Annotated in this window: 20 protein-coding genes; 8 read left to right on the top strand and 12 right to left on the bottom strand. The window is 73.1% G+C overall.

Translation table 11 applies throughout. From position 1 onward, the window contains the following. Window positions 1–33: 33 nt before the first annotated feature. Genes ACF059_RS24915 through ACF059_RS24905 form a run of 3 tightly spaced genes read left to right on the top strand, consistent with a single transcriptional unit; the run spans window position 34 to window position 2,424 of the window. Window positions 34–1,185, top strand: coding sequence for a lipid-transfer protein (locus ACF059_RS24915; RefSeq protein WP_392060928.1), 1,152 nt, complete (start codon window positions 34–36; stop codon window positions 1,183–1,185). A 10-nt stretch (window positions 1,186–1,195) separates the two neighbouring features. Continuing rightward, complete coding sequence (locus ACF059_RS24910) at window positions 1,196–1,651, top strand: Zn-ribbon domain-containing OB-fold protein (RefSeq protein WP_392060925.1); 456 nt, start codon at window positions 1,196–1,198, stop codon at window positions 1,649–1,651. Further along, window positions 1,648–2,424, top strand: a complete 777-nt coding sequence (locus ACF059_RS24905; RefSeq protein ID WP_392060922.1) for an enoyl-CoA hydratase/isomerase family protein — start codon at window positions 1,648–1,650, stop codon at window positions 2,422–2,424. The genes ACF059_RS24910 and ACF059_RS24905 overlap by 4 nt, the downstream gene beginning before the upstream one ends. A 3-nt stretch (window positions 2,425–2,427) precedes the next feature. Here ACF059_RS24905 and ACF059_RS24900 read toward each other — a convergent pair whose 3' ends face one another. Continuing rightward, window positions 2,428–2,907, bottom strand: a complete 480-nt coding sequence (locus tag ACF059_RS24900) for a hypothetical protein (protein ID WP_392060920.1) — start codon at window positions 2,905–2,907, stop codon at window positions 2,428–2,430. A 142-nt stretch (window positions 2,908–3,049) separates the two neighbouring features. Between ACF059_RS24900 and ACF059_RS24895 the strand changes: the two genes are divergently transcribed. Then, on the top strand, window positions 3,050–3,544 hold the full coding sequence (locus tag ACF059_RS24895) for a hypothetical protein (RefSeq protein ID WP_392060917.1): 495 nt from the start codon (window positions 3,050–3,052) through the stop codon (window positions 3,542–3,544). A gap of 46 nt (window positions 3,545–3,590) precedes the next feature. Here the strand turns inward: ACF059_RS24895 and ACF059_RS24890 are convergent, their stop codons facing one another. From ACF059_RS24890 to ACF059_RS24865, 6 genes are all read right to left on the bottom strand, one after another. After that, on the bottom strand, window positions 3,591–4,046 hold the full coding sequence (locus tag ACF059_RS24890) for a hypothetical protein (RefSeq protein ID WP_366865700.1): 456 nt from the start codon (window positions 4,044–4,046) through the stop codon (window positions 3,591–3,593). A gap of 115 nt (window positions 4,047–4,161) precedes the next feature. Then, on the bottom strand, window positions 4,162–6,015 hold the full coding sequence (locus ACF059_RS24885) for an alpha/beta hydrolase (protein ID WP_392060914.1): 1,854 nt from the start codon (window positions 6,013–6,015) through the stop codon (window positions 4,162–4,164). Between the two features lie 9 nt (window positions 6,016–6,024). After that, on the bottom strand, window positions 6,025–6,471 hold the full coding sequence (locus tag ACF059_RS24880; protein WP_366865698.1) for a hypothetical protein: 447 nt from the start codon (window positions 6,469–6,471) through the stop codon (window positions 6,025–6,027). A gap of 127 nt (window positions 6,472–6,598) precedes the next feature. Further along, on the bottom strand, window positions 6,599–7,096 hold the full coding sequence (locus tag ACF059_RS24875) for a peptidylprolyl isomerase (RefSeq protein WP_392060911.1): 498 nt from the start codon (window positions 7,094–7,096) through the stop codon (window positions 6,599–6,601). A 68-nt stretch (window positions 7,097–7,164) separates the two neighbouring features. Further along, window positions 7,165–9,576 carry a PQQ-binding-like beta-propeller repeat protein gene (locus ACF059_RS24870; protein WP_392060908.1) on the bottom strand — a complete coding sequence of 804 codons (2,412 nt, stop codon included), beginning with the start codon at window positions 9,574–9,576 and terminating at the stop codon, window positions 7,165–7,167. 224 nt (window positions 9,577–9,800) lie between these two features. Next, window positions 9,801–10,595: a VOC family protein gene (locus tag ACF059_RS24865; RefSeq protein WP_392060905.1), complete on the bottom strand. Its 795-nt coding sequence runs from the start codon at window positions 10,593–10,595 to the stop codon at window positions 9,801–9,803. A gap of 306 nt (window positions 10,596–10,901) precedes the next feature. Between ACF059_RS24865 and ACF059_RS24860 the strand changes: the two genes are divergently transcribed. After that, window positions 10,902–11,549, top strand: coding sequence for a TetR family transcriptional regulator (locus ACF059_RS24860; protein WP_366865695.1), 648 nt, complete (start codon window positions 10,902–10,904; stop codon window positions 11,547–11,549). A gap of 113 nt (window positions 11,550–11,662) precedes the next feature. Here the strand turns inward: ACF059_RS24860 and ACF059_RS24855 are convergent, their stop codons facing one another. Both ACF059_RS24855 and ACF059_RS24850 read right to left on the bottom strand, forming a co-directional pair. Then, complete coding sequence (locus ACF059_RS24855; protein ID WP_361946817.1) at window positions 11,663–12,136, bottom strand: nitroreductase family deazaflavin-dependent oxidoreductase; 474 nt, start codon at window positions 12,134–12,136, stop codon at window positions 11,663–11,665. Beyond that, entirely contained in the window at window positions 12,136–13,395 is a 1,260-nt protein-coding gene (locus tag ACF059_RS24850) for an acyl-CoA dehydrogenase family protein (protein WP_392060901.1), read from the bottom strand. Before ACF059_RS24850 ends, ACF059_RS24855 begins: the two co-directional genes overlap by 1 nt. Window positions 13,396–13,586: 191 nt before the next feature. Here ACF059_RS24850 and ACF059_RS24845 point away from each other — a divergent pair, with 191 nt between their 5' ends. Then, window positions 13,587–14,777 (top strand): acetyl-CoA acetyltransferase, encoded by a 1,191-nt coding sequence (locus ACF059_RS24845; protein WP_392060898.1) that lies wholly within the window; start codon window positions 13,587–13,589, stop codon window positions 14,775–14,777. A 103-nt stretch (window positions 14,778–14,880) separates the two neighbouring features. Next, a complete protein-coding gene (locus ACF059_RS24840) occupies window positions 14,881–15,729 on the top strand; it encodes a trypsin-like serine peptidase (RefSeq protein WP_392060895.1) in 849 nt (282 codons plus the stop codon). A 24-nt stretch (window positions 15,730–15,753) separates the two neighbouring features. Here ACF059_RS24840 and ACF059_RS24835 read toward each other — a convergent pair whose 3' ends face one another. Beyond that, on the bottom strand, window positions 15,754–16,194 hold the full coding sequence (locus ACF059_RS24835) for an NUDIX hydrolase (protein WP_392060893.1): 441 nt from the start codon (window positions 16,192–16,194) through the stop codon (window positions 15,754–15,756). Between the two features lie 605 nt (window positions 16,195–16,799). On the opposite strand from ACF059_RS24835, the gene ACF059_RS24830 reads away from it, so the two are divergent. Beyond that, the gene (locus tag ACF059_RS24830; protein ID WP_392060890.1) at window positions 16,800–17,621 is read left to right on the top strand and encodes a hypothetical protein; all 822 of its coding nucleotides are present in this window, start codon (window positions 16,800–16,802) and stop codon (window positions 17,619–17,621) included. An 11-nt stretch (window positions 17,622–17,632) separates the two neighbouring features. On the opposite strand, the gene ACF059_RS24825 is transcribed toward ACF059_RS24830, so the two are convergent. Next, complete coding sequence (locus ACF059_RS24825; RefSeq protein ID WP_392060887.1) at window positions 17,633–18,025, bottom strand: type II toxin-antitoxin system VapC family toxin; 393 nt, start codon at window positions 18,023–18,025, stop codon at window positions 17,633–17,635. Continuing rightward, a complete protein-coding gene (locus ACF059_RS24820) occupies window positions 18,022–18,294 on the bottom strand; it encodes a hypothetical protein (protein WP_392060885.1) in 273 nt (90 codons plus the stop codon). The genes ACF059_RS24825 and ACF059_RS24820 overlap by 4 nt, the downstream gene beginning before the upstream one ends. Window positions 18,295–18,394 lie beyond the last annotated feature (100 nt).

Below are 18,394 nucleotides of genomic sequence, written 5' to 3'. Positions count from 1 at the left end.
GGCTGTCAGCACTGGCGCACCCCGGAGGTCGCGATGGCGGCAACACTCAAGGACGCTACGGCGATAGTCGGCATAGGACAGACGCCCTTCGCCAAACACCTGCCGCAGTCCGAGAAGGAACTGGCCTGCCGCGCCATCCTCGCGGCGCTCGCCGACGCGGGCATCGAGCCCTCCGAGGTCGACGCCTTCTCCTCCTACACGATGGAGGAGACCGACGAGGTCGAGGTCGCCAAGGCCATCGGCGCCGGGGACGTCACCTTCTTCTCCAAGATCGGCTACGGCGGCGGCGGTTCCTGCGCCACCGTCGGCCACCTCGCCGCCGCCATCGCCACCGGCCAGGCCACCGTCGGCGTCGCCTGGCGCTCCCGCAAGCGCGGCTCCGGCCCGCGCCCCTGGAAGAACACGGCCGTCCAGCTGCCCACCCCCGGCCAGTGGACCCGCCCGTTCGGCCTGCTGCGCCCCGCCGACGAGATCGGCATGCTGGCCCGGCGCTACATGCACGAGTACGGCGCCACCCGCGACCACCTCTTCAACGTGGCGATGGCCTGCCGCAACCGCGCCAACGCCAACCCGGCCGCGATGATGTACGAGCGCCCGCTCACCCGCGAGATGTACATGACCTCCCGCATGATCAGCGAGCCGCTCTGCCTCTTCGACAACTGCCTGGAGACCGACGGGGCGCTGGCCTGCGTGATCGTCTCCGCCGAGCGGGCCAGGGACTGCCGCCAGAAGCCCGTCTACGTGCACTCCGCCGCCCAGGGCCTGCCCGCCCAGCACCACGGCATGGTCAACTACTGGAACGACGACCCGCTGTCCGGCCCCGCCTGGACCGCCGCCCGCCACCTGTGGAAGCAGGCCGACTTCGGGCCGCAGGACGTGGACGTCGCCCAGATCTACGACGCGTTCACCCCGCTGATCCCGCTGTCGCTGGAGGGCTACGGCTTCTGCGGCCGCGGCGAGGGCGCCGCCTTCACCGAGGGCGGGGCCCTGGAGATGGGCGGCCGGCTCCCCATCAACACCGGGGGCGGCGGCCTGTCCGAGGCGTACGTGCACGGCTTCAACCTGATCAACGAGGGCGTCAAGCAGCTGCGGGGCATCTCCACCGCGCAGGTCCCGGACGCCGCCACCTGCCTGGTGACGGCGGGCGAGGGAGTCCCGACGTCCGCGATCCTGCTTCGAGCGTGAGGGGCCGACCATGACCGCACCTGCCACCGACGAACTGCTCCTGCCGGTCCCCGACGAGGACGGCGCCCCCTTCTGGGAGTACGCCGCCCGGGGCGAGCTGCGCATCCAGGCCTGCGCGGCGCCCGACTGCGGCCGTCTGCGCTTCCCGCCGCGCCCCTGCTGCCCGCACTGCCGGTCCTTCGACAGCACATGGCGCCGGATGAGCGGCCGGGGCCGCATCTGGTCCTACGTCAGACCGCACCCGCCGCTCCTGCCCGCCTACGCCGCGCAGGCCCCGTACAACGTGATCCTCGTGGAGCTCGCCGACGCCCCGCACATCCGGCTGGCCGGGAACCTGGTCACCCGCGCCGACGCCCCGCTCGACTCGGTGGACCCGGCCCGGCTGCGCATCGGCGCGCGCGTCCAGGTCGCCTTCACCTCGATCGGCGGTATGGCCGTGCCGCGCTGGATCCTGGAGAAGCCGTGACGCTGCGGGTGGAGCGGGACGAGGAGTCCGGGGTCGCGGTCGTCACCCTGGACCGGGAGGCCCGGCACAACGCCATCGACCTGGAGACGGCCGCCGAACTGGGCGTGGTGTGGCGGGAGTTCCGCTTCGACGAGGCGGTCCGGGCGGTCGTGCTCACCGGCTCCGGCGCGGCCGCGTTCTGCACGGGGATCGACCGGGGCGTGGAGGTGCCGCAGCCCGCGTCGCCGTACTCCGCCGACGATCCGCTGATCGCCATCGGCCCCAAGGCGGCCGACCTGTGGAAGCCGGTCGTCGCCGCCGTCAACGGCATGGCCTGCGGCGGGGCCTTCTACCTGCTCGGTGAGGCGGAGTTCCTCATCGCGTCCACCACGGCGACCTTCTTCGACCCGCACACCAGCTACGGCATGGTCAGCGCCTACGAGGCCGTCTACATGGCGCAGCGCATGCCCTTCGGCGAGGCCGCCCGGATGTCCCTGATGGGCACGGCCGAACGCCTCTCCGCGCGGCGGGCGTACGAGATCGGGCTCGTCTCGGAACTCACCGCCCCCGAGGAGCTGCTCCCGGCGGCCCTGCGCGCGGCCCGGACCCTGGCGGGCTTCCCCACGCAGGCCGTACAGGGAACCGTACGGGCCCTGTGGTCGGCCAAACAGGCCGCCCTCCAGCAGGCACTGGCCCAGGCTCCGGCCCTGATCGCCCTGGGAAACCTCCCCCCGGAGCGCCAGGCGGACCTCTTCACGAACAGGAGCCGCACCCAGCGGCCCCGGCTGCGCTGACCGTCAGTCGACCGTGCCGACCAGGCAGGTCTTCACCTCGGAGGCCTTGGCGGGCTTCGTCAGCGGCACGGTGACCGTCCGGGTCTCGCGCGCCTTGAGGGTGACCCGGACGGACCCGGTGTCGAGGCCGACGCCCTGGGCGTCCTGGAAGGTCACCGGGATCCGCACGGAGCGCTGCGTGTCCAGGTTGGAGCTGACCTGGAGGGTGGCCTCCGTCTTCCCCGCGCCGGCGCAGCCGATGACGATGACGTGCGCGGGCGGGGGCGTCCGGCTGGCGGAGGGCGTGGGGCTGTTGTTGCCGCTGCCATTGTGGCTCTTCTTCTTGTTCTTGCTCTTGGAGCTGGAGCACCCGCCCCCGCTGCTCTTGCTCTTGCCGCTGCTCCCGCTGCCGCTGCTGCTGCCGCCGGTCGACGAGAACCCGGTCAGTGCGAAGACGACGGTCACCAGCACCGCGGTCAGTCTGATGTGACGTGCAGCCACCATGGCCGAAGCTCCTCCCGTGGACACCGGCGGGCACGCTACCAGCCACCGCCACCGGTCGTACCCGTCCGGCGGCCTCCGGCATGCGGCCCGCGGGGCCCGGACGTAGCGTCGGGACCGCGACCGCTACCTCGGAGGACCGGACATGATCCGCAACGTCATCGGCTCGGTATTGGGTCTCATCGGAGCGGCGGCCGCCGTCTGGAGTCCCTTCCGCGACTGGTACGACGGCCGTCACGGACGCGACTACCGCGTCTACGAGCTCTTCACCGGCACCGGCATCACCGCGCACAAGTCCGCCCTGCTGGCCTCGCTCCTGCTGCCCTTCCTCGTCGCCGCCCTGCTCGCGCTGATCGCGATCGTGCTGCGCTCGCGGCTGCTCATGGCCGTGGCCGGGGTCGTCGTGCTCGCCTTCAGCGTGCTGTGGACGATCCGCCAGGGCCAGGCCGCCGAGGGCCTCGCCGTGGGCGTCGACGGCATGGGCCTCGGCGACGGAGTCGCCAACGCCTTCGGCGCGGGCGCCCTGCTCGTGCTGGCGGCGGCCGTCATGCGCGGCCGCCCCACCCGCCGCGTCCGGCCGCTGCCGCCGCACACCACCACGACGCCCCCGGAGGCCTACCCGCCGGCGGAGCGCCCCTGACCCGGCCGGGTCAGGGCCAGGGTCAAGGCCAGGGGCAGCGGCAGGGTCAGTACTGGCCGTCCAGGTCGGAGGCCGAGCCCGCGCGGAAGCAGGCGGAGACGACCTTGAACAGGAGCATCGACTGCCCGGTCTCCGTCTTCCTGCGACCCGTCACGTGCACGTCGAACTGCTCGGCCTTGTTCTCGGCGTAGATCTCCGGGTCCTGGGCCTGGCTGTTGGCCTTCCCGTCCTTGGTGATCTTCCAGCCGTTCTCGCCGAGGGCCTTGCGCAGGTTCTGCATGCCCTCCTCGACCTGCGCGTCGGAGATCTCGTACACCGACCAGGGGTGCTCGGTGGCGAAGAGGTCGTCCCCGTACTCGCTGCAGCGCGACACGCTCGGGCCGGGCTCGGTCACCTTGCCCTTGACGCCGGTCATCTCCAGCAGGCGGCTGGAGACCTGCTTCGTCTTCGTGCGCGCCGGCCCGGGATCCATCCTGACGGGCTCGTAGTTCAGTTCTTTCACGTTCGAACACCCCATAGACAGCACGGAAAGCGATCCGGCAAGGACGACGGCGAGAGCCTTGACCCGCAGAGATCCGGAGACCCGGCGGCCGGCGGCCCGGCCGCGGGTCTTCACGTCAGCCACGGGTGACCCTGTCGTAATGACCGGCGACGACGTTCGCCTGATTTTCAAGACTCTTCGAGTCCTTCCTCCAGTAGTCCCCGTGATCATTGGCGTCGTTTTCCATGATATGGGCCCCGAAATCCTCGTCGGAGGGCACGTTCGACCCCCACGCGTAACCGAAGGGCAGGAGCTCCTCGTACCAGTGGGCACCGCCGCCGAGCCCGGCCGCCTTGCCGCCGGCCGGCACCTGGTCCTTGGTGAAGCCGGCCGCCTCGGACCACACGTGGTCCGCGCCGACGTCCAGGTCCTTGGCGTGGCCCACCAGCATGCCGGGGCTGCCCACGGCGATGATGTCGTCGGTGCGCAGGTCGCCGGCGTTCGACGACGCACCCACGACCGTGCTGCCGTAGCTGTGGCCGATGAGGGTGGTGTGGCTCTTCTCGTCGCCGCCCTGGACCTGCTCCAGACCGGCCATGAAGTGGTTCAGGTCGGGGGCCGCCGTGTGGGCGTACTTCTCCTTCATGGCCTCGGGGACGATGCTCTGCGGGGCGTCGTAGCCGATCCAGGTGATGGTGGACACGTTCTCGCCGGGGACCTGGGCGTGGGTCTCCTTCCACAGCTTGGACATGTGGCCGATGTAGGTCTCGGACTTCGTGATGTCGGTGTACGTGCCGGGGACGAACACCGCCGTGTGGGCCGCCGTGTCCGGGTTGCCGTTGGCGACGATGGCGCGGCCGCCGCCCTTGGTGTCGAAGCCCAGCAGGTACGCCTCGGGCAGGCCGTCCGTGCCCGTGGCGTCGAACCGGGCCTGGATGGCGTTCATGCCCTTGAGGTTCTTGTCGAGGAAGGCCTTGTCATCGGCGTACTTGTCGTCCCACTGCGACCAGGCGGGGTTCAGGACGACCGCGGGGTAGTCCCTGCCCGAGGGGATGTACTTCTGCGGCTGCGGGGGGATCCCGTCCAGCCTGATCTGGAACTGCGCCTTGGTCTCCGCCAGTACGGTGCGGTTGGCCTCGTCGCGGACCACCGAGGGCAGCCCGTCCATCGCACCCACCTGCGCCCCGTTCAGGGACAGGTACGCGGACTGCTCGTCCGCGCTCAGGCCCTTCCACCAGTCGGCGTTCGCCTTCGGGTCGCCGTCCTTGGGCGGGGGCTTGATGTGGTCCAGGTAGTCCTTCGCGCCGCTGCGGACCTCGGACGTGTCGCTCTGCACGTCCGCCCAGTCCTTGTCGGAGACGACCAGGTCGTCGTCCGCCTTGAGCTTGCGCAGTTTGGGCGCCCACAGGGCGTCGGCCTCGGTCGCCTCGGCGACGGCCTGCGCGATGCGGTTGGCGATCTCCACCGCCTTGCCGAAGTTCGGATTGGGGTGGATGTTCGCCGCCTGCCGCTCCAGCGCGGCCGACAGGTCGTTGGCGTCCTTCGTGGGGTCGATGACGTTCCCCGAGGGCTTGCCCTTGGCGCTGCCGGTGACCGTGCCGCCCTCGGGCAGCTTCCCGTCCTTCTCCGTACCGCCGGGCGGGTAGGTCACCGAGCCGTCGGGCCCCACCCTGAACTTCTGGTGCTCCGCGTCCTCAAGGGCGTCCGCGAGCTTCTTCTTCGCCTCGGTCATCGCGGCCGCGAACGCCTTCAGCGAGGTCGCCGCCAGCCCGCATTCGACCTGCGTGTAGTGGAAGTTCTTCGCCAGTTCCCGGAGCGATCCCAGCGCCGCCTCCAGGGCGACGCCGTCGAGACCGGCCCGCAGGCGCGCCGATATCTGGCCCTCGGTGTCACCGTACGCGTGGTCCGCCATGTCGCTGACGGCCTTGAACCCGTCGGCGGCCTCGGTGAACTCGGACGGTTTCAGGGCCACGAGTGCTGCGTAGTCCATGGTTCAGGCTCACCGTCCCCCGCCGCTGCCGCCGGTGGCGGGCGTGTCCTTGTACTGGCCGTTGATCTGCGCGAAGCCGCCCTTGATGGCCTCGTCGTTGTCGTACTGGCCCTTGCCGGCCTTCTCCAGCGGCCCCTGGAGGGAGGTGCACTTGCCCGACAGGCTCTCCAGGTACGTCTTCCAGGACTGGTACAGCTCCTGGTGCGCGGTGGCGCTCTGGACGCCTTCGACCGCGGCGCCCTTCTGGCCGGTCTCCAGTGCGCCCAAGGCGCCCTTGATGCTCGTCGACAGGCCGCCGAGGTCCTGGCTCGCCCGGTTCCAGACGGCCCGGTCGGACGTCAGGTCGCCGTTGCCGCCGCCTCCGTCGGGCGCCGCCGCGGCGCTCGCGAGACGCATCTCCACGCCGCTCGCCGCCTGTTGTTTGAGCCCTGCCCACTCCGTGTCGAAGGTCGTCACGCCGCATCGCCCCCGTATTCGCGATTGCTCTGATCGAGGGTCATCCTACGAACACATCCGGACACGGCGGCGGCCCCGGCCCCCGGGAAGGGGGCGGGGCCGACCGGCCGTACTGGCGGGGGTGCGATCAGGCGGCGTCGACGACGCCCGAGGCCGCGATCTCGACCTTGCCCTTGGGGGCGCCGGACTGCGAGCCCAGGGCCTCGATCTGGTCGACGAGCTCCTGGCCCGAGACGACCTCGCCGAAGACGACGTGCTTGCCGTCGAGCCACGGGGTCAGGACGGTGGTGATGAAGAACTGCGAGCCGTTGGTGTTGCGGCCGGCGTTCGCCATCGACAGCAGGTACTTGCGGTCGTGCTTCAGCTGGAAGTTCTCGTCCTCGAAGTTCTCGCCGTAGATGCTCTTGCCGCCGGTGCCGTTGTGGTTGGTGAAGTCACCGCCCTGCAGCATGAACTGCGGGATGATGCGGTGGAAGCCGGAGCCCGCGTAGCCGTAGCCGTTCTGGCCGGTGCACAGCTCGCGGAAGTTGCGCGCGGTCTTCGGGACGACGTCGTCGAAGAGCTTGAACTCGATGCGGCCCGCGGGGGCACCGTTGATGGTGATGTCGAAGTAAACGTTGCTCATGGGGTCCATCCTGTCACTCCCGGTGCGGTTCCCCGCGCGGCGGGGCCGAAGCCCCGCCCGTATGCAGGTCAAGCGCTCGTACGGGTGCCCGTGCCCTTCGCCGCGTCCAGGGCGTACACGCAGCGGTCCTTGCTGCACGCGTACACCACGCCCGCCTCCGCCACCGGGGCGCCCGTGATCTCGCCGCCCGTGGCCAGCTTCCAGCGCAGTTGGCCGCCCGCCGCGTCCAGGGTGTAGAGGCAGTGGTCGGCCGAGCCGAAGTGCACCCGGCCGTCCGCGACCGCCGGCAGGCCGGTGATCTCGCCGCCCGCCGCGAAACGCCACTTCGGGGTGCCGGTGACCGCGTCCAGCGTGTAGAGCGCGCTGCCCGCGCCCAGGTGCACGTTGCCGCCCACGACCAGGACCGGGTCCGAGGACTGCCGGGCCTCCGTCGCGATCCGCCAGCGGTCGTGTCCGGTCGCCGCGTCCAGGGCGTAGACGGTGCCCAGGTAGTCCACGAGGTAGACCCCGCCGCCCGTGATGGCCGCGCCCGGTGCGAAGGCCGGCGGCGCGAGGAAGACCGCGGGGGCCTCGAAGTGCCAGCGGACCCGGCCCGAGGCCCGGTCGACCGACAGGACGCGGGTGCCGGCCGCGACGTAGACGTTGCCGTCCGGGGCCGGGGTGACCCGGACCGGGACGCCGCCGCAGGAGGCCGCGTCGCCGACCGGGTACGACCAGGACTCGCGGCCGCTGCGGGCGTCCAGGGCGCGCAGCCGCGCGTCCTGCCACACGTACACCGTGCCGTCGTGGAGGACCGGAGCGGCCTCCGGGGTCTCGAAGTCGCTCTGCGCGCCGGTCAGCTCCCACAGCTTCTGGCCGTTGGAGGCCTCCCAGCCCTGTACGCCGCCCCCGCGCGTGGCGGTGATCACCGTGCCGCGCTCGGCGCGCAGCGCGTACACCCAGGCGTCGGTGGACAGCCGCCACCGCTCGGAGCCGTCGCCCGCGTCGAGCGCGTACAGCGAGGGGCCGTCGGAGGCGTGGATCCGGCCGTCGGCGACCGCCATGGACCAGGCGACGTCGCGGGTCTTGAACTGGCGCCGGCCGCTCGCCACGTCCAAGGCGTGCACCTCGAAGGAGGTGACGTAGAGCAGGTTGCCGGCGACGGTCGGGGTGCCCCAGACCTCGTTCGACATGCGGAAGCGCCACGGGCGCCAGCGGCCGCTGTCGGGGGCCGGGGCGGGGCCCGGCACGGACCCGGGCGAGGACGCCGGAGCCGGTACGGACGCGGAGGACGCCGAGCCGCCCGGCGGGCGGACCCAGCCGGTCGCCGAGTCCGCGACGGAGGCGTGCGCCGCCGGAGCGGCGGCGCCCGCGCGCGGCCCGGGACCGATCGGCACCGGCGAGCCGCCGAGGCGGACGGGCTCGCCCGAGGGCACCGGGCTCATCGGCGGGTGGTGGGGGCGCTGCGGGACGGCCTGGCCGGTACGGGGATCCACCCACGGGTCGGCGCCGCCGCGCGGGCGGCGGTGCGTGACGGCAGCGGAGGCCCCGCCCGCCGAGCGCGGGCCCGGCTGCGGCGCGGGCGCGATCGCGGCGGCGGGCGTACGGTTGCCCGCGCGCCGGGCCTCGATCATCGCGACGGCCCGGCCCGGGAGCCACGCCGAGGCGGTACCGCTGTCGTCGCCGCCGTCGAACAGGTGCGGTGCGAGCTGCGCCTGGAGGTCGGCCGGGGTCGGACGCTGCGTGGCGTCCATCTGCATGCAGGAGTCGATCAGGGGACGGAGCTCGTCGGGCAGCCCCTCCAGGTTGGGGCCCTCGCGCAGCAGCATGAAGACCGTCTCCACCGGGTTCGCCCCGTGGTACGGCGGGTGCCCGGTGGCGGCGAAGACGAGCGTGGAGCCGAGCGAGAAGACGTCGCTCGCGCCCTTCACGCTGCGCGAGTCCTTCGCCTGCTCGGGCGACATGTAGGCGGGGGTGCCGACGGCGACGTTCGTCATGGTCAGCCGGGTGTTGGAGACCCCGCTCGCGATGCCGAAGTCGATCACGCGCGGCCCGTCCTCGACGACGAGGACGTTGGACGGCTTCAGGTCGCGGTGGACCAGGCCCGCCCCGTGGATGGACTGCAGGGCCTCGGCGATACCGGCCGCGAGCCACCGCACGGCCTGGGCGGGCATCGGCCCGCACTCGTTGACGATCTCCTCCAGGGAGGGCGCCGGGACGTACGCGGTCGCCAGCCACGGCACGGCCGCGCGCGGGTCGGCGTCGACCACGGCCGCGGTGTAGAAACCGGACACGGCGCGGGCCGCCTCCACCTCGCGGGTGAAGCGGACCCGGAACAGCTGGTCCTCGGCGAGCTCGGTGCGCACCGTCTTGATCGCGACCCGCCGTCCGGACGCGGACCGCGCGAGATAGACCAGCCCCATGCCGCCGGCGCCGAGCCGTCCCAGCACCTCGAAGGGGCCGATCCGTCTCGGGTCGTGCTGCGTCAGCTGCTCCACCACTCGCCTCCACACTCCCCGTACGGACCCACGCTCCGGGCCCGCTTCCACCGGTGCGGGGCCTGGCCCCGCGCAGCGTCTCACTCCGGGCGCCGCCCGGGTCGCGCACCCCGATTCTGTCAGGCCCGCGCCGGGTCCGGCCCCGGCGCGGCGAGCAGCGCCGTGTGATCTCTCCGGCACGGGGCCCGGGGGGCCGCCCGGGCAGCGGGGGCGCGTGCGGGCCCCGGCTAGGCGCCGGGCTTGGTCCGGGGCTCCGAGAGCAGCCCGAAGACCGCCCCCTGATTGTCGGCGACGACCGCGATCCGGCCGTAGGGGGTGTCGAAGGGATCGGCGGTGACCCGCCCGCCGAGGCGCTGCGCCATCGCGACGGACTGGTCGCAGTCCGGGACGGCGAAGTACACGAGGAAGTGCGCCGGCATGATCTCCGGGAAGGCGTCGGTGATCAGGCTGCGGCCCAGGACGGCCGTGTCCGTACCGGGCGCGGTGCCGGGCGGGGACCACAGGCGGTACTCCACGCCGGCGTCGTCCTGGTCCTGCGGGACGTAGCCGAAGACCTTGGCGTAGAAGACGTCGACGGCGTCGCGGGCCCGCGTGTAGACCTCGCTCCAGCAGTACGTGTACGGCTCCTGCTGGGCCTCGAAGCCGTGGTGGGTGCCGGGCTGCCAGAGGCCGAAGACGGCTCCGCCGGGGTCGGCGGCCATCGCGGCGGTCCCGTACGGGCCGACGGACATCGGGTCCATCACCATCTGGCCGCCGGCGGCGCGGATGCGCTGGGCGCAGGCGTAGGCGTCGGTGGTGTAGAGGTAGACGCCCCATACGGTGGGCATCCGGCCGTCGGGCTTGGGGGCGAGGGCGGCGACGTTGCGCCCGCGGCTGTAGGCCTGCGTGTAGTGGCCGTACTCGGCGCCCGCACTGTCGGCGAAGGTCCACCCGAAGAGCGCGCCGTAGAAACGCTTGCCCGCCTCGACGTCCGGGAGCGAGGCGTCCACCCAGCAGGGTGCGCCTTCCGCGAATGCGGCCATGGCCCGGTTCCTTCCGTTGTGCGGGGGTGTGTACCCTCCCACCTCTCCCAGCCATGATCTGCCCGAAAACTTGTCCACAGCCTGTTGATAAGACTATTCGGGGGATACCTCGCGGAACCGGGCGACACGCCCGAGCCGGGCACGGGGGCGCGGGTCGGTCCGGCGGCGGGCGGGCGGTGGGCGGGTCGCGTCCGAAATCGGCCCCCCGGGCCGCCCGCGACCGCCTTCCGCCCAGGCCAGGGGCCCCGTCACCCCATTTGCAGGCGGCCGAATAGCGCGCCGATCACCCCTCGGTAAGCTGACGGCATGACAGGACAAGTACGCACCGTCGACGGGCGTGTCGCCGGCCGGCGCGGCCAGGCGACGCGGCAGAAGCTGCTCGACTGCCTCAGCGAGATGCTCAGCTCCTCGCCGTACCGCGACGTCAAAGTGATCGACGTCGCCCGCAAGGCCGGTACCTCCCCCGCGACCTTCTACCAGTACTTCCCGGACGTCGAGGGCGCCGTCCTGGAGATCGCCGAGCACATGGCGTCGGAAGGGGCGCAGCTGACCTCGCTCGTCGAGGGCCGGACCTGGGTCGGCAAGTCCGGTTGGGCGGCCGCCGAGGAACTCGTCGAGGGCTTCCTGGAGTTCTGGCGGCGCAACGACGCGATCCTGCGGGTCGTCGACCTCGGCGCGGCCGAGGGCGACAAGCGCTTCTACAAGATCCGCATGAAGATCCTGAACTCGGTCACCAACTCCCTCACGGAATCGATGAAGGAGCTCCAGGCCAAGGGCAAGGTCGACAAGGACCTGAGCCCGGCGGCGATGGCCGGTTCGCTGGTCGCGATGCTGGCAGCGGTCGCCTCGCACCAGAAGGGCTTCCAGGCCTGGGGCGTCAAGCAGGCCGAGCTCAAGCCGAACCTGGCGCTGCTCGTCCACCTCGGCATCACGGGCAAGAAGCCGACCAAGTGACGGCGGGCCCTGTCCAGGGTCCGCCGTCCGGAACTCCTTCTCCGTACGCCTTGTCGGCGTCCGCTTCTTCCGCGTCCGCTTCCTCCGCGTCCGCCTCTTCCGTACTCCTGTGATCAGCGACGCTCCAGGCGGAAGAGCCGGATCTCGCGCTCGATGCGCGCCTGGTACGTCGCGTACGGCGGCCAGAACCCCAGCACCGCCTGCCACGCCGCCGCGCGTTCCTCGCCCGCCAGCAGCCGGGCCCGCACGGCGATGTCCCGGCCCTGCCAACTCACGTGCGCGTCCGGGTGCTTGAGCAGGTTGCCCGTCCACGCCGGGTGGCCGGGCCGGCCGAAGTTCGAGCCGATCAGCACCCAGCTCGACCCGCCGTCCTCCGGCATGCAGGCGAGCGGGGTGGTGCGCGGTTCGCCCGTCCTGGCGCCCTTGGCCGTGAGGATCACGCCGGGCAGCATGCGGGCGCTGAGCAGGACCTTGCCGCGGGTGAGCCGGTGCACCGCCTTGTCCAGGGCGGGGATGACGTGCGGTGCGACCTTCGCGAACAGCATGGTCGAGGACACCTTCTGGATCAGCTTGACGCCGGGAGCCATCAGACGGCCGCCCTCTCTCGTGCGACGGACGGGACGGACGGGGCGGACGGGATGCCGGGGGGAGGGGGAGCGAACAGGCCCGCTCGGGCCGCGGCGTGCGCCCGCAGCCGGTGGACCGGGCCGAACAGCAGCTCGTCGGCCGCCGCCCGCTTGAAGTAGAGGTGCGCGTCGTGCTCCCACGTGAAGCCGATGCCGCCGTGCAGCTGGATCGCCTCGCCCGCGGTCATCCGCAGGGCCTCCAGGGCCTGGGCGAGGGCGAGCCCGCCCTGGTCCGGGTCCCAGGCGGCGTAGTAGGCCGCCGAGCGGGCCGCCTGCACCTGTACGTAGAGGTCGGCGAGCCGGTGCTTGACCGCCTGGAACGAGCCGATCGCCCGCCCGAACTGCTCGCGCTGGCGTACGTACTCCACGGTGCGGGCCAGCGCCTGCCCGGCCGCGCCGACGGCCTCGGCGGCGAGCACAGCGGCGGCGGTGCGCCCGGTGGCGGCGAGGGCGCGGAGCGCGTCGCTGCCGCCGTCGGCTGGGCCGCCGCTTTGGCCGTCGCCTCGGCCGAGCAACTCCGCGGGTACGTCGCGTAGTTCGAGCGTGGCCTGCGGGCGGGTCTCGTCGAGGACGGCCTGGCGGGTGCGCGTGAGCCCGGGCGCGCCCTCCCGTACGAGGAACAGCAGCGTACGGCTGCGCGCGAAGCCGCCCGTGTGCGCGGCGACCAGGAGCACCGAGGCGCTGTGCCCGTCCAGTACCTGCGCGGCCTCCCCGTACAGCCGCCAGCCGCCGCCCGCCGCGTCGGCGCGGGCCTGGACCCCGCCCGCGCGGCCGCCGCCGGACCACTGTCCGTCGGCGTCGTCGCCGGTCAGGGCGAGCGCGGTGGCCAGCGCCGGGCCGGGGACCGCGAGGGCGGCGGTCAGCGCGCCGGCCGCGAGGGGTGGGAGCAGGGCTGCGCGCTGAGCGGCGGTGCCGAGCGCGGTGATCAGGGGTGCGCAGAGCACGGCGCTGGCCAGCAGCGGCGACGGCAGCAGCGCCCGCCCGGTCTCCTCGCAGGCCAGGGCCAGGTCGGCGGGGGCGCAGCCGACGCCGCCGTACTCCTCGGCGATGGCGAGGCCCGGCAGCCCCAGCTGCCGGGCGAGCTGTTGCCACAGCTCGCGGTCGTGTCCGGCGGCGGTGCGGACGGCGGCCTTGACCTCGTCGGGGCCGCAGCGTTTGCCCAGGATCTCGCGCAGGGTGCGGCGTATCTCTTCCTGCTCCGCGGTGAAGGCGGCATACATCGTCGGGCTCCTCCCCGTATCTGACGGGCCGTCATGTTAGGCCCGGCGGCGGCAGATGCCCAGGGGGCGGGCGGGCCGGTTCCCCCGCCCGCCCCGGGGCTCCGCCCCTGGCGTCCGCCCCTCCGTCCCCGTCCGTCGACCGTCCGCCGGGATCTGGTATCTGACGCACCATCAGATGTACCGTCGGGTCCATGTCGTCTTCCCCTACGGTCCCCCGCCCCCGCCGGAAGGTCGCCGTGGTCGGTGTCGCCCTCTCGGACTGCGGCCGCGTGGACGGCCCCACCCCCTACGCCCTGCACGCCCAAGCCGCCCGGCGCGCCCTGGCCGACTCCGGCCTGGACCGCTCCGTCATCGACGGCTTCGCCTCGGCCGGCCTCGGCACGCTCGCCCCGGTCGAGGTGGCCGAGTACCTCGGCCTGCGCCCCACCTGGGTCGACTCCACCTCGGTGGGCGGCTCGACCTGGGAGGTCATGGCCGCCCACGCGGCGGACGCGATCGCCGCGGGCCACGCCAACGCGGTCCTGCTGGTCTACGGATCCACCGCCCGGGCGGACATCAAGGCCCGCCGCAGGACGGCGAACCTCTCCTTCGGGGCGCGCGGACCGCTCCAGTTCGAGGTGCCCTACGGCCACACCCTGGTCTCCAAGTACGCGATGGCCGCCCGCCGCCACATGCACGAGTACGGCACGACGCTGGAGCAGCTCGCCGCGGTGGCCGTCCAGGCGCGGGCGAACGCGGCCACGAACCCGGACGCCATGTACCGCGCCCCGATCACCGTGGACGAGGTCCTGTCGGGCGAGATGATCGCGGACCCCTTCACGAAGCTGCACTGCTGCATCCGCTCGGACGGCGGCTGCGCGGTGCTCCTCGCGGCCGAGGACCTCGTCCCCGACACGGCCAAGGCCCCCGTGTGGATCCTGGGCTCCGGTACCGCCGTCTCCCACACGTCCATGGCGCAGTGGGACGACTTCACGGTCTCCCCGGCGGCGGTCTCCGGCCGGCTGGCGTTCGAGAGGGCGGGGCTCACCCCGGCGGACGTGGACCTCGCGGAGATCTACGACGCCTTCACCTACATGACCCTGGTGACCCTGGAGGACCTCGGCTTCTGCGCGAAGGGCGAGGGCGGGGCCTTCGTGGAGAAGGGCCGCCTGCTGCGGGACGGGGAGCTGCCGGTCAACACCGACGGAGGCGGCCTGTCGGCCTGCCATCCCGGCATGCGGGGCCTGTTCCTCCTGGTCGAGGCGGTCCACCAGCTCCGCGGCGAGGCGGGCCCCGGCCGCCAGGTCACCAAACGCGGCGGCCGCCTCCCGGAGGTCGCGGTGGCCTCGGGCACGGGCGGCTGGTTCTGCTCGTCGGGGACGGTGGTGCTGGGGCGCGGGTGAGCCGGGGCCCGTCGCCCCCCAACCCCGCACCCCCGTACCCCTCCCCTTGCAACCGCCCCCGCTCGCGGGGCATGCTTCGCCGGGGCGCAGCGGAGGGATCATCATGCCGGTGGACAAGCGGACCGTCGTGACGACGGTGCTGTGTGCTGTGGCGGCGTTGGGGGCCTCCGCCGCGGTGGCCGAGTTGGTGCCGCCGCCGGAAGGGGCGCCGGCCGCGCACTCCGCCAAGGCCGCGCCGACGGGATCGCCGACCGCTTCCTCGCGCTCCCAGGCGGCCAAGCCGCAGCTCTCCGCCCCGCCCGCGACGACGCTGCCGCCGGCCGTCACCCCACCGCCCGGTGGGCCCGCGGCCTTCACCGGGGCCCTGTTCACGAACGGCCTGGACAGCGATCACTTCTGCACCGCCACCGTCGTCCACAGCCCCGGCAAGAACATGATCATCACGGCCGGGCACTGTCTCCTCGACGGGCAGCAGGACGGCGGGAGCGCCGTGTTCGCCCCCGCGTACGCGAACGGCTTCGCCCCCTACGGCACCTGGAAGATCGAGGAGGTCTTCGAGGACGACCGGTGGTCCGAGGGCACGGACGACGACTACGACCTCGCCTTCGCCCGCCTCGCCCCCGACGACAAGGGCCGCACCATCGAGGACGTGACCGGCGCGGCGGTGCTCGACACCAGCGGCCGCGCGGGCGAGGAGGTCACCGTCACCGGCTACCCCGCCGACCGCAAGGTGCCCCGGACGTGCACCGCGGTCGCCGTGCGCGAGAGCGAGACCCAACAGCGCTTCGACTGCGCCGACTTCCCCGGCGGCACCAGCGGCAGTGCGTGGATCGCCCGCGACGGGAGGATCATCGGCATCCTCACGGGCGGGGACACGGACGACGTGTCGACCAGCACCGTGCTCGGGGAGTACGCCGCCTCGCTGTACGCCAAGGCCACCCGCAAGGGCTGACGGGCGGCGCCCCGGCGCACGGGCTCAGGCCAGCAGCCCCAAGTGGACGGGCTCCGCCGGGCCGTTCGTCAGGAGGTCCGGGAGGCGCGGCGGCCAGAGCGGTTCGCCGAGGGTGGCCAGGCGCTCCGGCGAGAGCCACTGCCAGTGGATGCCGGGGTACTCCAGGACCGGTTCGCGACGGGGTCCGCGGGTGAGGTAGATGTGCTCGTGCTGGCGGACCGGGATCCCCTGGTGCGTGAAGTCGTGCTCCCACGTGCAGAGCAGCCGCCCCGGCTCCAGGTCGGTCCACCCGGTCTCCTCGCGCAGCTCGCGCCGCACGCAGTCCTCGGGGCTCTCGCCGGGGTCGATCCCGCCGCCGGGCGGCAGCCAGTGGATGCCGACCTCCACGTTGTCCTCGCGGAAGAGGAACACCGATCCGGCCGGGGAGACGATGACAACGCGCGCCGCGTGACGTGGAGTTCGCATCCTTCAGCGTACGCCCGTGATCGGCCGGGCGGTACGGGATTGCCGCCTGCCCGGTCGACCACCCGGTCGGCCGCCCCGTCGGCCGGTGCGCAGCGGCCGTACACCGCATACCGGACACTTGAGCCCGCGCGGTGCGCAAGGGGTCGTACGCCGCAGACCGGACACACCGCCCGCGCGGTGGCGACCCGCCGGGCCATGCGGTGCGTCACACACCGCGCGCCCGGCCGAACCGCCTCGTCGCCGCCCTCGCTGCCCTCGCCGCCCGGCGGCGGGCCGGGCCCGGCGTCGGCGGGCCCGGGGTCCGGTGACCGGTTCGCCCGACGTGCCGAGGCTCCGGGGGAGCCGTACCGCAGACGCGCCGAGCGGCGCCACACCGCAGGTGGGGGCGGGCGGTTGGGGCCCGGCCCCGGGGTGGCGGTCGGGGCGGCGGTCGGGCCGCGGGCGCGCGTACGGTCGCGGGCGCGCGCGGGGCGGCACGGGCGGCCGGGCCCGACCCGGAGCGGGAGGGCGGCCGGTGCTCCGCGTCCGCTGTCCACCACCGGACCGGCCGGGCACGCCCGCGCAGTGCACGGGCTGCGAAGGTCGGCTGCTGTACGGTCGGTTCAATGAGCAAGCACCGCCGCGCGCGCTCGCGCAAGCCCCGCACGCCCCGCACGGGCGGCTCGACCCGTCCGTCGCGCCGTGTGGCGCTCGCCGCTACCTTCGGCCTGCTGACCTTCGGGGCGGGCTGGGTGTACACGGCCCAGCACTCGCAAGAGGCGGGCGCCACCCCGCAGGCCCGCGCGGACTCCCGCCCGCCGGCCGAGGACCGCGCCGCGCGTGACGCCCGGCGGCTCGCCCTCCAGGGGCTGAGCGGCATCAGCGAGCAGACCCGGCAGCGGATCCCGGCCGAGTCGCGCCAGCTCATCCTGGTCACCGGCAAGGGCAAGGACTCCTCGGAGTCCACCGCCACCCTCTACACGCGGCCCGCGGCCGGCGCCGACTGGGTGCGCGGCGAGAGCTGGCCGGCGCGCAACGGGGCCAAGGGCTGGTCCACGGAGCGCACGTACGGGGACCTGACCTCCCCGCAGGGCGTCTTCGCCCTCACCGACGCGGGCGGCCTGCTGCCGAAGCCGCCCGGGACGCGGCTCCCGTACGACAAGGACAGCGCGTTCGTGGCGACGGGCCGCGGCGTGAACGGCGAGTCCCTGGCGGGCTCCTTCGACTACGTCGTCGCGATCGACTTCAACCGCAAGCCGGGCACGTCCCCGCTGGACGCCACCAAGCCGGACGGCGAGCGCAAGGGCGGCAACATCTGGCTGCACGTGGACCACGACGGCCCCTCCCAGGGCTGCGTCGGTATCCCGAAGGCGGCCATGAAGAAGGTCCTGGAGACCCTGGACCCGGCGGCGAAGCCGGTCATCGTGATGGGTCCGGAAGGCTTCTGACGGCTCCGCCGTCAGATCCCGGCGACTCGCACCCGCTTCCCGCACAGTGCGGACAGGTCCTCGGGATCCGAGGTGAGCAACGTGACGGGTCCGGGCTGATCGAGGGCGGTCGCAGCCACGATGGCGTCCAGTGCGTACTTGTGTCCGTGCAGCCCGGCGGCGGCCAGCAGCTTGCTCGCGTGCCGTGCGATGGCCTCGCTCGGCGCGATGATGTTCACGCGGGAGACGGCGTAGTCGTACCGGGCCTGGTTCACCCGGGGGTCGCGCGCCTCGACGAGGGTGACTGAGCTGACCAGCACTCGAACGTCCTCGGCCTCGGCGGCCGTCAGCCACTCCAGCAGGCCGCGGTCCTGACGCACGAGCCGGGAGAGCCCCTCGCAGTCGAGGACCAGAGCACCGCTCACGCGGCGTCCGACGAGGCTGCGGTCTCGCCGCGCAGAATCGCTCGCCTGGCTTCGACGGCAGCCTGGTCGGCCGGCCCGTTCACGGACTCGGAGTCCTCGATCAGCTCGCGGAGCCGGTCGCGCTCCAGCTGCCGCTGAACAAGCGACTCGATGTATGCGGACATGCCGCGCTTGCCCGTGCGTGCTTTGAGCGCGGCGATCGTCCCCTCGTGCAGCGAGACGGACACCGGCCGGGTCGGGCCCTCGCCGGGGGCGGGCTGTTCGGTCATGGAGCCATCGTAACAAAACTCATGTTATTCGGCTCCGGGGTTGCGGCCGCCTCAGGGTCCGTGCACCCTCTGCGCCCCGACCCCTTGCCTGACGGACCGT

The organism is Streptomyces sp. NPDC016562 (assembly GCF_043076955.1).
GTDB lineage: Bacteria > Actinomycetota > Actinomycetes > Streptomycetales > Streptomycetaceae > Streptomyces.
The sequence above is the reverse complement of the archived record's forward strand: the minus strand, read 5'-3'. Positions and strand labels throughout refer to the sequence as shown.